Source organism: Cupriavidus sp. BIC8F (genome assembly GCF_032465815.1).
Taxonomy (GTDB): Bacteria; Pseudomonadota; Gammaproteobacteria; order Burkholderiales; family Burkholderiaceae; genus Cupriavidus; species Cupriavidus necator.
Map to the genome: position 1 here is coordinate 761,334 of NZ_CP136095.1, position 16,297 is coordinate 777,630.

General features: G+C 67.3%; 10 protein-coding genes. 7 read left to right on the forward strand and 3 right to left on the reverse strand.

The window, feature by feature from the left end; all coding sequences use genetic code 11:
- Nucleotides 1–23 precede the first annotated feature (23 nt).
- Nucleotides 24–1,196, forward strand: coding sequence for a CaiB/BaiF CoA-transferase family protein (locus RS901_RS23695; RefSeq protein ID WP_316156522.1), 1,173 nt, complete (start codon nt 24–26; stop codon nt 1,194–1,196).
- Between the two features lie 11 nt (nt 1,197–1,207).
- The gene (locus RS901_RS23700; RefSeq protein ID WP_316156524.1) at nt 1,208–2,029 is read left to right on the forward strand and encodes a CoA ester lyase; all 822 of its coding nucleotides are present in this window, start codon (nt 1,208–1,210) and stop codon (nt 2,027–2,029) included.
- A gap of 10 nt (nt 2,030–2,039) precedes the next feature.
- Here the strand turns inward: RS901_RS23700 and RS901_RS23705 are convergent, their stop codons facing one another.
- Together RS901_RS23705 and RS901_RS23710 are read right to left on the reverse strand one after the other, a co-directional pair.
- A complete protein-coding gene (locus RS901_RS23705) occupies nt 2,040–3,365 on the reverse strand; it encodes an MFS transporter (protein ID WP_316156526.1) in 1,326 nt (441 codons plus the stop codon).
- Nucleotides 3,366–3,430: 65 nt separating this feature from the next.
- On the reverse strand, nt 3,431–4,600 hold the full coding sequence (locus RS901_RS23710; protein WP_316156528.1) for a M20 aminoacylase family protein: 1,170 nt from the start codon (nt 4,598–4,600) through the stop codon (nt 3,431–3,433).
- Between the two features lie 120 nt (nt 4,601–4,720).
- Between RS901_RS23710 and RS901_RS23715 the strand changes: the two genes are divergently transcribed.
- Nucleotides 4,721–5,680, forward strand: a complete 960-nt coding sequence (locus RS901_RS23715; RefSeq protein ID WP_013953689.1) for a LysR family transcriptional regulator — start codon at nt 4,721–4,723, stop codon at nt 5,678–5,680.
- Nucleotides 5,681–5,752: 72 nt separating this feature from the next.
- Here RS901_RS23715 and RS901_RS23720 read toward each other — a convergent pair whose 3' ends face one another.
- On the reverse strand, nt 5,753–6,373 hold the full coding sequence (locus RS901_RS23720) for a flavodoxin family protein (RefSeq protein WP_114133246.1): 621 nt from the start codon (nt 6,371–6,373) through the stop codon (nt 5,753–5,755).
- A gap of 313 nt (nt 6,374–6,686) precedes the next feature.
- On the opposite strand from RS901_RS23720, the gene RS901_RS23725 reads away from it, so the two are divergent.
- From RS901_RS23725 to RS901_RS23745, 4 genes are all read left to right on the forward strand, one after another.
- Nucleotides 6,687–8,885, forward strand: a complete 2,199-nt coding sequence (locus RS901_RS23725) for a TonB-dependent receptor (protein WP_316156534.1) — start codon at nt 6,687–6,689, stop codon at nt 8,883–8,885.
- Nucleotides 8,886–9,391: 506 nt separating this feature from the next.
- The gene (locus RS901_RS23730) at nt 9,392–12,319 is read left to right on the forward strand and encodes a type VI secretion system Vgr family protein (protein ID WP_316156537.1); all 2,928 of its coding nucleotides are present in this window, start codon (nt 9,392–9,394) and stop codon (nt 12,317–12,319) included.
- A gap of 178 nt (nt 12,320–12,497) precedes the next feature.
- Entirely contained in the window at nt 12,498–14,699 is a 2,202-nt protein-coding gene (locus RS901_RS38930) for a DUF6531 domain-containing protein (protein ID WP_410054218.1), read from the forward strand.
- Nucleotides 14,587–16,251: a hypothetical protein gene (locus RS901_RS23745; RefSeq protein ID WP_316157279.1), complete on the forward strand. Its 1,665-nt coding sequence runs from the start codon at nt 14,587–14,589 to the stop codon at nt 16,249–16,251. The genes RS901_RS38930 and RS901_RS23745 overlap by 113 nt, the downstream gene beginning before the upstream one ends.
- The last annotated feature ends 46 nt before the right edge of the window (nt 16,252–16,297 follow it).

Below are 16,297 nucleotides of genomic sequence, written 5' to 3' on the forward strand. Positions count from 1 at the left end.
ATTGCGCAAAACCGGATACCACCATGCCCCATCCCCTCGAAGGCATCACCGTCGTTTCCCTGGAGCAGGCGATCGCGGCCCCGTTCTGCACCCGCCAGCTGGCGGACCTGGGCGCGCGCATCATCAAGATCGAGCGGCCCGGCAGCGGCGACTTTGCCCGTGCCTACGACACGCGCGTGCGCGGCTTGTCTTCGCACTTCGTCTGGACCAACCGCTCCAAGGAGAGCCTCACGCTCGACGTCAAGCACGCCGTGGCCGCCCCCGTGCTGGCCGGACTGCTCGAACGCGCGGATGTGCTGGTGCAGAACCTCGCGCCCGGCGCGGCCGCGCGCCTGGGCCTGGACTTCGACAGCCTGAGCGATAAGTACCCGCGCCTGATCGTGTGCGATATCTCGGGCTATGGCAGCGACGGTCCGTACCGCGACAAGAAGGCCTACGACCTGCTGGTCCAGAGCGAGTCCGGCTTTGTCTCCGTGACCGGCACGCCGGAGGACGGCGTCAAGGCCGGTGCCTCGGTGGCCGATATTGCGGCCGGCATGTATGCCTATACCAATATCCTGGCTGCGCTGCTGGAACGCGGCAAGACCGGGCGCGGCAAGCGCATCGATATCTCGATGCTGGAATCGATGGTGGAGTGGATGGGCTTCCCGCTCTACTACGCCTTCGATGGCGCCGAGCCGCCGCCGCGCGCGGGCGCGGCACATGCCACCATCTATCCCTATGGCCCGTTTCCGACCGGCGATGGCAAGACTGTGATGCTGGGACTCCAGAACGAGCGCGAGTGGGTCGTGTTCTGCGAGGCGGTGCTGGGCGAACCCGATCTCGCCACGCATCCCGACTTTGCCAGCAACAGCCTGCGCAACCAGAACCGCGCGGCGCTGCGCGCGCGCATCGTCGAAAGCTTCTCGGGCCTGACCGCCACCGAAGCGGTTGACCGGCTGGAGGCCGCCAAGATTGCCAATGCGCGGGTCAATACCATCGCTGACGTTTGGGACCACCCGCAGCTGGCGGCGCGCCAGCGCTGGCGCCAGGTCGACACGCCGGTGGGTCCCGTACCGGCGTTGCTGCCGCCGGGCATGACAGAGGCACGCATGGACCCGATTCCGTCGCTCGGCGCGAGCACCGATGCCATCCTGGCCGAGCTGGGCCAGACCGCGGCGCAGATTGCCGCGTTGCGCTCGGCCGGCGCAGTCTGAAAGGAGCAGCCATGCCGATCGCCAATCCGCGCAGCTATCTGTTTGTCCCGGCCTCGCGTCCGGAGCGTATCGCCAAGGCGATAGTCTCCGGCGCCGATGCCGTCATCGTCGACTTCGAGGATGCGGTCGCGCCCGCCGACAAGGGGCAGGCCCGCGATGGGCTTGGCGCTCCATGGGCGGGGCTTCGCGAGCAGGCAGCGGCGGCTGGTGTCGCCATGCTGGTGCGCATCAACGGCGCCGATACCGCGTACTACGAAGACGATCTCGCCTGGTGCCGCGCACAGGGTGTCTCGGAAATCGTGCTGCCGAAGGCCGATCCGGCCGGCGCTGACGCGCTGGCTGCGGCTTTGCCCGGTGTGCGCTGTTTCCCGCTGGTCGAGAACGCCGCCGGCTTCGCCGGCTTGCGCGAGCTGGCCCGTGCCGGCGGCGTGGTCCGGCTGCTGTTCGGCAGCATCGACCTGATGTTCGATCTCGACGTGCAGGACGAGGGTGAAGCGTTGCACTACTTTCGCAGCCGGCTGGTGCTTCATTCCCGCGCGGCGGGTTTGCCTGCGCCCGTGGATGGCGTTTGCACCGCAATCGGCGATGACGCTGCACTTGCCGCGGAAACGCGCCGCGCCCGGGCCTTCGGCTTTGGCGCCAAGCTGCTGATCCATCCGGGCCAGGTCCGCGGCGTGCACGACGGCCTGGCGCCGTCGGCCGATGAGCGGCACTGGGCCGGGCGCGTCATGGCCGCGGCCGCCGCTGCCGATGGCGCCGCGGTGGCGGTGGACGGCAAGATGGTGGACCGTCCGGTGCTGGAGCGCGCGCGCCGGATCTTGTCCGGCACGTAGCCTGCCACCGTCAGTCCAGCCGCTTGCCCGCCGTCTCCGGCACCATCGCCAGCCCGAACAGCGAAATCAGGCCGCAGCCGATCACATACAGCGCCGGCGCGCTGGCGTTGCCGGTCAGTTCGATCAGCCAGGTGGCGATCAGCTGCGCGAAGCCGCCGAACACCAGCACGCCGATGCAATAGACCACCGACAGCCCGCTTGCGCGAATGCGGCGCGGGAACAGCTCGGTGATCAGCACCACGGACGGCACCACGTTCAGCACCAGCGGCAGGGCCAGCATCGCGACCACGGCCAGCAGCGTGCCGAGCGACGGCCGCGCGTTGAGCAGCAGGAAGGCGGGGTAGACCAGCACCAGCATCGCCACGCGCGACCACAGGATGGCGGGCTTGCGGCCGATGCGGTCGGACAGCCTGCCGGCATACGCGGACAGCACCACCTGCACCAGCGCGGCGACGCAGCCGGCGGCCATGCTCAGCCCGAGCGGGATCTTCAGCACCGTCACCGCGTAGCTGGTCATGTAGTGCAGCACGATGTAGGTGGCGGAGGTGCCGCCGATGGTCACCAGCACGCCGGCCACCACCACGCGGCCGTGTCCGCGGAAGATTTCAGTCAGGTCTGCACGTTCATGGCCCGGCGCGCCGGCGGCCGGCGCTTCGGCGGTTTCTTCCAGGTGGCGGCGGATATAGAGACCGAGCGGGATCACCAGGATGCCGATCGCGAACGGCACGCGCCAGCCCCAGCTGTGCAGGGCGTCAGGCGACAGCCCGTTGGTCAGCGACAGCCCGACCACCGACCCCAGCAGCACGCTCACGCCCTGGCTGAACAGCTGCCAGCTGCCGTAGTAGCCGCGGGAATGGTCGTCGGCATACTCCATCAGCAGCGCCGTGGAGGCCCCGACCTCGCCGCCCAGCGCAAAGCCCTGCAGCAGCCGCGCCAGCACGATCAGCAGCGGCGCGGCCAGCCCGGCCTGCGCATAGGTGGGCGTGACCACGAACAGCAGCGAGCCCAGTCCCATCAGCCACAGCGTCAGCGCCATGGCTGGCTTGCGCCCCACGCGGTCGGCATAGAGCCCGATCAGCAGGCCGCCAAGCGGGCGCGCGACAAAGCCCACGCCAAACGTGGCCAGCGACAGCATCAGCTGGCCGAAGCTGCCGGTCACGGGAAAGAACAGCTTGCCGATCAGTACCGCGAAGAAGCTGTAGACGGTGAAATCGTAGAACTCCAGGCCGTTGCCAATGGTGATGGCTGCGATCACGCGACGGCGCGGTGCGGCGCGGCTGGCCGGGGGCGCGGCATAAGCGCCGTCCAGCGGCTGCGCGGGCAGGGAAGTGGGCATTCGGTGTCTCCGTGGGTGGGTGGCGCCGGCCTCGGGGCCGGTCATTGTCGATGGCGGAGCGTGGCTCAGCGCAGGTAGCGCTCGACCAGCTTGACCCAGTAGGTGGCCGCAAGCGGCAGGCAGGCGTCGTTGAAGTCGTAGCCCGGGTTGTGCACCATGCAGCCGCCCTCGCCATCGCCATTGCCGACGATCAGGTAGCAGCCCGGGCATTCCTCCAGCATGAAAGAGAAGTCCTCGCTGCCGGTCAGCGGCACCATGTTGTCGATCAGGCCGTCCTCGCCCAGCCATTCACGCGCGACCTCGCGCGCCATCTCGGTGCTGGCGGGGTCGTTGACCAGCACCGGGTAGCGGCGGTCGTAGTGGACCTCGGCGCTGGCGCCGAAGCTTTCGGCCTGGGCATGCGCCAGCGCGGTGATGCGTGCCTGCAGCAGGTCGCGCACCTCGGCCTTCAGCGCGCGCACCGACAGGCGCAGCTCGGCGCTCTCGGGGATCACGTTGGGCGCCTTGCCGGCCTCGATCGCGCCGACGGTCACGATGGCCATGTCGAGCGGGTTCACATTGCGCGCCACCACCGACTGCAAGGCCATCACCATCGACGCGCAGGCCACCACCGGATCGACCGCCCGGTGCGGCACCGCGCCGTGGCCACCACGGCCGGTGACGCGGATCGTGACGGTATCGGACGAGGCCATGAACGGCCCGCCCAGGAAGCCGAACCTGCCGGTCGGGTGGCCGGGCATATTGTGCAGCGCGAACACCGCGTCGCAGGGAAACAGGCGGAACAGGCCGTCCCGGATCATCTCGCGCGCGCCGCCCATGCCTTCCTCGGCCGGCTGGAAGATGACGTGCAGCGTGCCGCGGAAAGGCTTGTGCTCGGCCAGGTAGCGGGCTGCCGCCAGCAGCGTGGCGGTGTGGCCGTCATGGCCGCACGCATGCATCTTGCCGTCGATCTTGCTGGCATACGGCAGGCCCGTGGCTTCGCGGATCGGCAGCGCATCCATATCGGCGCGCAGGCCGATGGCGTGGCCTTCGCCGTGACGCAGCGTGCCCACCACGCCGGTGCCGCCAAGGCCGCGATGCACGGCATAGCCCCAGGCCTGCAGGCACTCCCCGACCAGGTCGCTGGTGGCGAATTCCTCGAAGCCGAGTTCGGGATGGGCGTGGATGCGGTGACGCAGGTCCACCATCTCGGCTTCGATGGCGCGGATGCCGGGCAGGACGGGATCTGGATGCATGGGGTCTCCGGAGGCTTGGTCGGGGGATTGCGTGGGGCGATCTTATGCAGGGCCCGCGCGTGCCGATAGCCGCAATACTGTTATCCTGACAACCACTGGTTGTCACCATCCCGAACTGCCATGACGATGAAACTCCACCAGATCCAGGCGCTGGTCGCCGTTGCCGATGCCGGCAGCATCCGCGCCGCCGCCCGGTTGGTCGGGCTGTCGCAGGCGGCGGTCACCAAGGCGCTGCGCGAGCTGGAAAGCGAGGCGCGGCTGCCCTTGCTGTCGCGTACCGCCAGCGGCGTGGCGCTGACTGAGGCGGGGCAGCGCATGCTGGGCCATGCCCGGCTGGTGGTCGGGCAGCTCGCCCGCGCCAGTGAAGAACTGGCCACGCTGCGCGGCGAAGGGGTGGGGCGGCTGAGCATCAGTGTCACGCCCTGGGTCATGCTGACCTTCCTGCCGCGCGTGCTGCTGCGCTTTCGCGAACGCATGCCGGGCGTGCAGGTGGAGATCTTCGAAGGTCTGACCGCGGTGGCCTTGCCCCGCTTGCGCGAGGGCACGCTGGACTTTGCCGTGGGGCCGTTCACGGCCGCGATGTCCACGCAGGAATTCGAGTGCGAGCCGCTGCTTGCCTACACCTCGTGCGTGATCGCGCGGCGCGGGCACCCGTGCGCGGATGCGCGGTCGCTGCACGGACTGCTGGAGCAGGACTGGGTCGTCAACTACACCGCGGCCAGCTACGAGTCCTTTATGCGCAACCTGTTCTGGCAGCATGAAGCGCGCATCGACCCGGCGCGGCTGCATTGCGCGCACTCCACCGCGCTGCTGCTGGAGCTGATCCGCAATGCCGGCATGATCAGCTATTGCCCGCGGCCGCTGTTGCTGACCGAGTCGATGCGCGGCTGGGTCCACGTCTTTGCGCTGGCCGAGCAGTTCGAGACCAGCCGGCTCGGCGTCATCACGCGCCACAACGCGGTGCGCAGCCCCGCGGCGCAGTGCTTCACCGACTGCCTGCTGCAGGAAATCCGGCGCCGCGCGCGCTCGGCGGCGCAGAAGGACAGCGAGTTGTTCGACGAACTGGAAGTCTTGTACTGACCGCACAGGCTCGCGACTGTCCGGAAAAGAAAATCGGCCCCCATGGGGCCGATCAGTCAGGGTGCGACGGGATCAGGCAGCTTCTTTCAGTTCAGCCAGCGCACGCCGGCCCGCGACCAGTTGCTGCGCCACTTCGGCCACGCGGGCACCCAGGTGCTCGGCGGTGCGCAGGTCGGCCAGCGGCGGCACCACGTCGGCGCTTTCATCGGCGTTGGACTGCGCGGCGGCGCCCAGGAAGAAGCCGTGGCGGTTCAGCGAGTCCTCGGTCGACTTGGAGTTGTTGTGGCCCGGGGGCAGGCCCAGGTTGACCCAGTGCATGCCGTGCTGCGCCGCGAAGATCGCGATCTGCTGCAGCGTGGCCAGCTTGTCGCCGGAGCGCGAGGCCGCGTTGGTGAAGCCGGCCGCGACCTTGTTGGCCCACTTGCCGCCCTTGGCAAAGACATTACGCGAGGTGGCGTCCATGAAACCCTTGAACTGTGCCGAGGCGCTGCCCATGTAGGTCGGTGCGCCGAAGATGATGGCGTCCACCTGCTCCAGCGTGTCCCAGTGCTGGTCGATGTCCTCGACCGGGATCAGCAGGCTTTCTGCGCCTGCGACATTGCCGGCGCCGCGCGCAACGGCCTGGGCCTGCTTGGCGGTGTGGCCGTAGCCGCTGTGGTAGACGATGGCGACGCGGGTTTGTGCGGTGGTCATGATGGCGGATCCCTTGGTAGTTGCGAAAATCTGAATACCCTTATGCTGCATCGCGTGATGGACTGGTGCGATTGCGGCGGGTGGTGAAAGGAGTGTAGGGAGCCATGGGGTTGGTTGCGTGAGCGTCCATGCAACAAGTTGTTGAATTTTTCTGAACATCTGGGAACCGGTTTCGGTATGGTCTCTTTCGCGGGTTTTCCCCGCAGCCGCGCGCGTGGCAATAGTTCTGTGGACACGATAAAGTTGCGGCACATTCACCTGTGCCCGGCGCCCCGACCCTCCGCGCCAGAACCCGCAACCGCTTCCGATCACCATGAAACCAGGCGGCAGGCAGATTTTGGCGGTCCGGCAGCAGCGCCGTTCCGGTATCCCCCGCATCCCGTTCGCGAACCGCTCCGCGCTGGCGTTGGCCGCGCTGGTCCTGGCCAGCGCCGGCGCGCGTGCCGCCGACCCGCCCGGCACGGCAGTGGCCGCTGCCACCGCCGAAACGCTGCCCGACGTGGTGGTCAGCGCCAGCCGCAGCGAGCAGCGCCGCTTTGATGCGCCGGCGGCGGTGGACAGCGTGCCGGTCGATCCGCTGCGCAGCGCCACGCCGCTGGTGAACCTGTCCGAGGTGCTGGCCGGCGTGCCGGGCGTGGCGGTGCGCGACCGGCAGAACTACTCGCAGGACCTGCAACTGGCGGTGCGTGGCTTCGGCACGCGCTCTACCTTCGGTGTGCGCGGCGTGCGCTTGTATGTCGACGGCATCCCAGCCACCATGCCGGACGGGCAGGGCCAGGCTTCCACTGCAGACCTTGCCAACGCCAGCCGGGTCGAGGTGCTGCGCGGCCCGTTTGCGCAGATGTATGGCAATGCGTCGGGCGGCGTGGTGCAGGTGTTCACGCCCGATCCGCCCAGGGATGGCTTCAGCGGGCGCGCGTCGACGGGCTTCGGCTCGGACGGCCAGTGGCAGGCGGGCATCGCGCTGGCCGGCGGCAACGACCGGCTCGGCGGCTCGCTCGATGCCTGGACCTACCAGACCGACGGCTACCGCGACCACAGCGCGGCGCGCCGCTACCAGCTCAATGCCAAGGTCGTGGCGCAGCCGGCCAGCGGCACGCGCGTGACCAGCCAGTTCAACTATTTCAACCAGCCGCTGGCGCAGGACCCGCTGGGGCTCACGCGTGCGCAGGCCGACGCCAACCCGCGCCAGGCGGTGCCCGCGGCGACCCAGTTCGATACCGGCAAGAACGTCGAGCAGACCCAGGCCGGCGTGGTGGTGGACCACCAGCTGACCGGGACCGACAGCCTGTCGGCACGCCTGTACGGCGGCACGCGCAACCTGTACCAGCGGCTGGGCTTCAGTGGTGCCGCGCCGAATTCGGCCGGCGGCATCGTCGACCTGGACCGCACCTACGGCGGCGCCGCGCTGTCATGGAGCCGGCGCACAACCACCGCCGCCGGCCTGCCGCTGCTGTGGAGCGCCGGGCTGGAAGCCAACGGCATGCGCGACGGCCGCAACGGCTACGTCAACCAGAACGGCACGCAGGGCGCGCTGCGCCGCGACGAGACCAATACCGCGACCGACCTCGGCGCCTTTGCGCAGTTCGACTGGACTTTCCACCCGGCGTGGCAACTGGTGGGCGGCGTGCGCGCCAGCCGGGTGCGGCTTGGCATTGACGACCATTTCATCAATGCGGCCAGCCCCGATGACAGTGGCAGCGCGACCTACAGCAACGTCAGCCCCGTGCTTGGCGTGGTGTGGCACGCGCTCGATTCCCTCAACGTCTACGCCAACCTCGGCCGCGGCTTCGAGACGCCGACGCTGACCGAAGTCGCCTACGGCCCCGGCGGCGTCGGCAGCAACCTGGGGCTGCAGGCCTCTACCAGCCGCCAGGGCGAGATCGGCATCAAGTGGCAGGCGGCGGGGCAGCGGCTGGAGGCGGCGCTGTTCGATGCCGACAGCCACGACGAAGTGGTGCCCCAATCGAACAACGCCGGGCGCACCGTCTACCAGAATGTCAGCGGCGTGCACCGGCGCGGCTTCGAACTGGGCTGGCGCGGCGGCTTCCTCGGTGAGGTGGGCGCGCCGGGCAAGGGCGGCGGCAGCCGTATCGAGGCGGGACTGGCCTATACCTGGCTCGATGCTTACTTCGGCGACAGCTTCGTCAACGGGCAGGGCCAGACCGTGGCGGCCGGCAACCGCCTGCCCGGCACCGCGCGCCACAGCCTGGGCGCGGACCTGTCATGGCGGCCGGCAGCGCCGCTGACGCTGGGGGCCGAGATGCGCGTGGACAGCCGCGTCTACGCCGACGACCTCAACACGCAGGCCGCGCCAGGCTATGCGGTGTTCAACCTGCGTGCCGGCTATGAATTCCGCATCGGCCCGACCCGGCTCTACGTCTTCGGCCGCATCGACAACCTCACCGACCGGCGCTATATCGGCTCGGTGATCGTCAACGAGGCCAACGGGCGGTATTTAGAACCGGCGCCCGGGCGGCGCTTCTTTCTGGGCCTGCGCGCCGCCCTGTGAGACGCGCCGGATAGCGGTCAATCTGCGGATCAGGACACTATGCCGTCAGGCTGCCAAAGCTGTCCTGTATCCCTCAGAGCGGGCTAATGCCACTGGTTCCGGCACACCGTTGGTGTGCTCCCTCTCCTGCCTGCGCCCTCACCACCATCGACAATTCGTTCGCCAGCGACGCCCAGTACGACGCGGGCGCGCTGGCGGCACGCACTGACTGCGTAACCACATTGCACGAAATTGTCACGGAGTCGCGGGAGATTCCCGCGCGCCGGTCTGTCCGCTCGTACCAGCCAATGAAAATCCCCTCAGATGAATTCAGACTTATTTAATTCAGATTTAAATCAAAACGAATAATTTTTAGGATTAGTCAAATTTATAGCTGAACGCCGCCCCGCATACCATTTGATACGTATTGATGCGCATCAAGTTCGGGCGCAGCGATTGCCCCACAAAATAGCTAGCCATTGGCTGCCTGTGGCAGCCGCCAATCCATTCTCATGGAGCGTGTTTGCATGGGCAGCCGATTGCATTCCTCTCGCACCGTCACCGTCAAGGGCAATGGCCTGCCCGAGTTGATGGGCCAGCCCGCGTTGGTGGTCTCCAAGCTCACGGGAACTGAGCGCCTGTGCGAACTGTTCGAATACGAGCTGGAACTGAAGACGCCGGACGACCGTCACGCGCTGTTCGGCCCGGCGGCGGACCTCGATACGAAGGCGCTGCGCGGGCAGGAGCTGACCGTCACGATTCAGCTCGACGGCATGGGTGCGGGCCTCACTGGCGGCGTTGGCGCCGGCAAGCGAGAAATCACCGGCATGGTCACGGAGGTGCGCGGGCCGATCCCCGCGGGCCGCCAGATCGTCTACCGCCTCACGTTGCGTCCCTGGCTGTGGCTGGCGACGCTCACCACCGACTTCCGCATTTTCCAGCAGCAAAGCGTGGTTGAAATCCTCGACACGCTGCTGGCGGACTATACCTTCCCGGTCGAGCGGCGCCTGGACGTGGCGCGCTACCCGAAGCGCGAATATCAGGCCCAGTATGGCGAGAGTGACTTTGACTTCTTCCAGCGCCTCACTCAAGAATGGGGGATTTCCTGGCACATCGAACACAGCGAGGGCAAGCACCGGTTGGTGCTGACCGACGGCAACGGCGCCTTTGCTCCATTTACCAGTCCCGCCTACCACACCATCCGCTGGCAGGGTTCGTCCGACCGCATCGACGAGGAACACCTTCACGAATTCGAGCCGCACGACCGGCTGGTGTCGGGCCAGTGGACCAGTTCCGACTACGATTTCGTCAAGACGCGGGCCGACCTGACGGTACGCGCTGCTGATCCACTCAACACCGCGCACGCCGGCCAGGAAATCTACGAGTTCCCCGGCGACCACAGCCAGCCGGCCACCGACAACGACCCGTGGAAGGAAGGCGACCAGGTGGCCCGCCAGCGCATGGAAGCGCTGCGCCAGCATGGCAGCCGCGCGAGCGGGCGCGGGAATATTCGAGCCCTTGTCACCGGATGTACGTTCACCCTGGCGAACTTCATCCAGTGCAAGGCCAACCGCGAATACATCATTCTCGGCACGCACCTGCTGATCGAGGACGTACCGGAAGCGTCAGGTGGGAGCCAACGTTGGCGCTGCGAGGTGGCCTTCACCGCCCAGCCGTCCAACGAGCTGTTCCGCCCCGAGCGAACCCAGCCAAAGCCGCGCACCCACGGGCCGCAGACTGCCACCGTGGTCGGTCCAGAGGGCCAGGAAACGTGGACCGATGAGTACGGGCGCATCCGTATTCAGCTGCACTGGGACCGGCAAGGCAAGCGCGACGCCAACAGCTCATGCTGGGTGCGGGTGGCTTCGTCCTGGCAGGGCGAGCGTTTCGGCGCCGTGCACGTGCCGCGCATCGGTCAGGAGGTGGTGGTCGAGCACCTGAACGGCGATCCGGATTGCCCTGTCGTGACCGGCAGCGTGCCCAACAAGCTGAACATGCCGCAGTGGCCGCTACCGGAGTTCCACGCGCTGTCGGGCTTCGTCAGCAAGGAGGTGCACGGGAATCGCACCAATACCTTCGTGCAGGACGCCAGCGAAGGCCAGATCCAGACCCAGCTGCAGAGCGACCACCAGACCTCGTGGCTGGGGCTGGGCTTCCTCACTCGCATCATCCGCGGCAGTGGCCGCAAGGACAAGCGTGGCGAAGGCTTTGAGCTGCGCTCCGACGCGCAGGGGGTGGTGCGTGCCAATGGCATGCTGCTCACCACCGAGCCCCGCGCCAACGCCAGTGCCCACCACAAGGACATGGGCGAGACGGTGCAGCGCCTCACGGTGGCGCGCGACCAGCAGGAGACGCTGGCGGAACTGGCGCAGGAACACGACGCACAAGAGAGCACGGACCAAGCCGAGGTCGCGAAGGTCATCAAGGCGCAGAACGACGACATCCGGGGCAGCGGTACCGCCAACGCCGAGACCGGCGACTTCCCAGAACTGGCCGCGCCCCACCTGGTGCTGGCGAGCCCGGCCGGCATCGAGGCCAGCACGGCGCGCTCGACGCACCTCGCCTCTGGCGAGCACCTGGCGCTCACCGCCGGCGGCCACATGGGCCTCGCCATCGGGCAGCGCCTCCTGGCGAGCGTGAGCCGGGGCGTGCGCATCTTTATCCAGAGCATGGGCTGGCGCCTCGTCGCCGCCGGTGGCGACATCGACCTGCGCGCGCTGCAGGACAGCATCAACCTGCTGGCGAAGCTGAACGTCACGGCCACGGCCAACCGCATCACGCTGTCGGCCAAGGAGGAACTGGTGGTGGCGGGCGGTGGCAGCGCCACTATCTACAACGCGGGCGGCATCACCCACAAGACGAGCGGCGCGTACACCATCCACGCGGCCAGCTATACCTTCACCAGTGCGCAGAAGTATGTCGCGCAGTTCCCCGAGCCGCCCAAGCCTGGCAAGGGCAATCTCGAACTGTTCAATCACTACGCCAACCGCTTGGGTATCGATGGTGGCGACTTCAGGGTCGAGGACGCCTTGGGTAAGGTGACCACCGGCAAGCTCGACACCAAGGGGTTCGCGGCGGTTAGCGGCATCGCACCGGGCCCGGCAAAGGTCAGCTTCGGCAAGGACCCGGCCGACACTTGGGCCGAGGGCAGCTACGTTGCCAAGCCAACCTGGCCGCCCAAAGATGGCCCTGCGGAGGCTGCAGCGGGATTGGCGTTCGCTGCCGGGGCCGTTGCAGGTCAGGTACTGGCCGCCGCCGGGCAGGCTTCCCAGACGCTGCAGATGGCGCAGCAGCTCACGAGCGCGGTTAAAGCCGGACCGGCTGGCCTGGGCGCTCTCGCCTTGTCCAGTGGACCCGCGTTGCTCGGCAAGGCGCTGCCGGCAGGTACACCGACACTGGCTTCCGCCGTCCCCCATGGCACGCCCGCCTCGGTGCGCACGCCTGGCTTCGCCTGAGCGCACCGACACAAGAACCATCTCTCCCCGGACCTGATCCCATGACTGGACCGACACCCGAAGCAAAGCCGCGCGAGCCGCAAACGGCCGTCGCGCCCCTGAACACCATCGCCATCGAGGAATCGGCAAGGGCGCCGCCAGGTTCGATGCCTGGCTCCAAAGCGCCAGCGGCGGGCTGGTGACGCTCGAGCGCCTCAAGACGGTCGCCGGCAGCCTGCCGGTCGTGGGCAACATCATCGCCCTGGTCGATGCCTTGGGCGACGTGATCACCCTGGTACGCACCAAGTCGCAGGATTTCCTGGACTGGGTGAGCCTGGGCATCAACCTGATCGGCGTGCTGCCAACGCCGCCGAGCATGGCGGCGGCGCGCATGAGCCTGCGACCGACGCTGGCGTTGGTACGCCAGGAACTGCGGCAGGCCGCCAAGGCAGCGCTGGGCGACGGCCTGATCGAGGTGCTGGTCGGTCATCTGAACGCCACCATCATCGGCGAGATCGATGACTTCGTGCAGAAGGCCGAGGCCAAACTCTCCACCATCCTGAATGATGCCGGCGAACTGGGCGAGAAGATGGTGCTGGAGGTCGCCGGCGGCCTGGAGAAGGTGGCGCTGGGCAAGCTCAACGCTGCCGGCAATGCGCAAACAGCGGTCAGCCAGGCACGAGAAGGTGCCAGCCAACTCCTGCATGATCCCAAGAACGCCATTGGCAACTTCTTGATCGCCACCTGGAACGCCTACAAGGCGGCAGGCAAGGCGGTGGCGAACACCGCCGTGAAGCTTGGCATGGCAGAGGAGATCCGGCAGCAGGTTGCGGCCAACGTGGGACGGCTACGATGGATGGGGCCGGCATTGCGCGTGCAGATGACCAAGCTCGCCGACCCCGCAGCGGCGCACAGTATCGGCTGGCTGCTGTCGATGCTGGCTCAGGCCGTAGCGCGCTGGCGCAAGAAGAAGGGCACGGGGCAGAGCGCCAACGTGAAACCGAAGCAGACCAGCGAAGCGCGCAAGACCGGACAGCATGGGCAACTTGAGACCACCAATCACCAAGCACCAGCCAGGACTAATGCTGGTCGCAAGAACTGTCCCGCGCCGGCAGGCAGCAAGCGCAGTATCAGCTTTGCGACCGGCGACGAGACACTCTCGCATACCGACTTTATCCTGCCGGGACTGTTCCCAATTGAATGGGCGCGCACGTACCGCTCCAGCCTCGGTGCCTATGACGGCGGTGAACAGGGCGCGCGCTGGATCACGCCGTACACGACGCGCCTTGACGTGGTACGCAAGGACGGCCAGGAATCGCTGCGCTACCATGCCGCCGACGGGCGCAGCCACGACTACCCGCTGCCGGCGGTAGGCAAGTTTCACCACGACCCCATCGAGAACGTCACGCTGGTGCGGGTGTCCGAGCACGCGTTGACCTTGGCGCGCGGCTTCGAGAGCCAGGAAGCCTACCAGCGCCATGGCCCGCGCTTCCGCCTGGCCGGCATTACGCTCAGGAGCGGCGCAGGTGTCGCGCTGCACTACGACCACCGCTTTGACGGCGACACCGTGCTGTCGGACGTGATCGCTTGTCAGGGCGAGACCGTCTTCGCACATGTCGGCACACGCCTGGACGACGCGGGCCGCATTGCCGAGCTGTGGCAGATCGCAGACGGCAAACTGGTGCGCCAGCTCACCCGCTACACCTACGACGATGCAGGCGATCTGGTGATGGCCCAGGACGAGAATGCCGCGCGCTGGAACTATGCCTATCACAAGCACCTCGTCACCCGCTATACCGACCGCACCGGGCGGGGCATGAACCTGCAATGGCAAGGTGACGGCCCCGACGCCCGGGCCGCGCGCGAATGGGCCGACGACGGCAGCTTCGACACCCGCCTCGAATGGGACGAGAACATCCGCCTGACCTATGCGACGGATGCCCACGGCCACGAGACCTGGCACTACTACGACATCCTCGGCTACACCTACCGCATCAAGCACCCGGATGGCTTGTCGGAGTGGTTCTTCCGCGACGACGCCAAGAATGTGGTCAAGCATGTGCACACCGATGGCGCGGTCGATCGCTATGCCTACGACGAGCGCGGCAATCTGGTCGAACACATCCGCCCCGACGACAGCGTGGTGCACTACGCACCAACTCATCAAGATCTGCGACGCCGAGAGCGGGCTGTGGCTGCGCGATTACGATATCAAAGGCAACCTGACCGAGGAAATCGATCCGCTCGGGCACAAGACAGCATACGCCTACAACAAGGCAGGCCTGCCGGTGGAGATCACCGATGCCAAGGGCGGCAAGAAGCAACTCGCCTACAACGTTGCTGGGCAGCTTGCCAGCTATACCGACTGCTCGGGCAAGACCAACACGTGGAAGTACGGTGAGCGCGGCCAACTGGTCAAGTTCACCGATGCGGCGGGCAATGCCACCCAGTACCACCATGAGGCCGGCCAGCTTGCCAGCGTCACTCACCCGGATGGCCGGGTGGAGAGTTTCACACGCGATGCAGAGGGCCGTCTGCTGTCGCACATCGATGCGCTGCACCGGCGCACCACCTGGCGCTACAACGAGGCCGGCCTGATTGCCGAGCGCACCGATGCCGCCAACCAGACGGTCGGCTACCGGTGGGACAGGCTGGGACGGCTGGCCACACTCACCAACGAGAACAGCGCCAGCTCCGAATTCCAGTACGACCCGGTGGGGCGCCTGCTGCGCGAGACCGGCTTCGACGGCAAGACGACTGAGTACAACTACGACCCCGCAACCGGCTTGCTGGATTGGACGGTGGACTCGGGCCAACTGATGACGGACTTCGTCTTTGACGCCATGGGTCGTCTCACGCGCCGCCGTGCGGGGCTGATCGACGCTGACAACCGGGTGCCGCATGTACTGACGGAAACCTTCGCCTATAACGGCAACGGGCGCCTGATCCTGGCCGAAAACGCCGACAGCCGCCTGCAATGGTTCCACGACGCAGCGGGCAATGTGGTACGCGAGCACCAGCACTACCGGTGCCTGAAGGAGCCGCTGGTGGCCGTGTGGCGGCACGAACACGACGCGCTGAATCAGCGCATCGCCACCGTTCGCCCGGACGGGCACCGGGTGGGCGTGCTTACCTACGGCTCGGGCCATGTGCACGGCGTGATGCTGGACGACCAGGAGTTGGTGCAGTTCGAGCGCGACAACCTGCACCGCGAGATCGCCCGCACCCAGGGCAACCGGCTGACGCAGTCGCAGGTGTACGACCCGGCGGGACGCCTGCTGGAGCAGACGCTTTTACACGTCGAGGGCGCCCACGCGGGCCAGCGCATGCTGCGCCGCGAGTACCAATACGACGCGGCGGGGCAACTGTCCAGCATCCGCGACATGCGGCGCGGCACGCTGCAATACCGCTACGATCCGGTGGGGCGCCTGCTGGAGGCCAACAGCGCGCTCGGGGTGGAAACCTTTGACTTCGACCCGGCGGGCAATCTGCTGCACGACCCCGACACGCGCGTATTCGAGGCCGACCCGGCCCGTGGCCGGCCCGAGTTCCACAGCCGCCTGCAAGGCCGCCCGAAGCTGGTGGACAACCTGCTTAAGCAGTACGCCGGTACCCACTACGATTGGGACGAGCGCGGCAACCTGAGTTTGCGCGTGGTCAACGGTGTCCATGAGCACTTCGCCTGGGATGCCTTCAACCGGCTGGTGGGCTGGCACAATCCGAAGGTGGAGGTGCGCTACCGGTACGACGCACTTGGGCGGCGGCTCTCCAAGTCGTCATCGGCCAAATACTTCGAGAATCAGAACGACGGCGAAATCTACCGGCGCAACGAGCGGGCACGGCTGAACCAGGAATACGGCTGCGCCTTCACGCTGTATGGCTGGGACGGTGACCAACTTGCGGGGAGAGCCGCCAGGAACCCGAGGCCGGTGTCGGCGACCACTTCCGGATAATACCGGGTGCGGAGCGCACCACGCACTACCTGTACGAGCCAGGCAG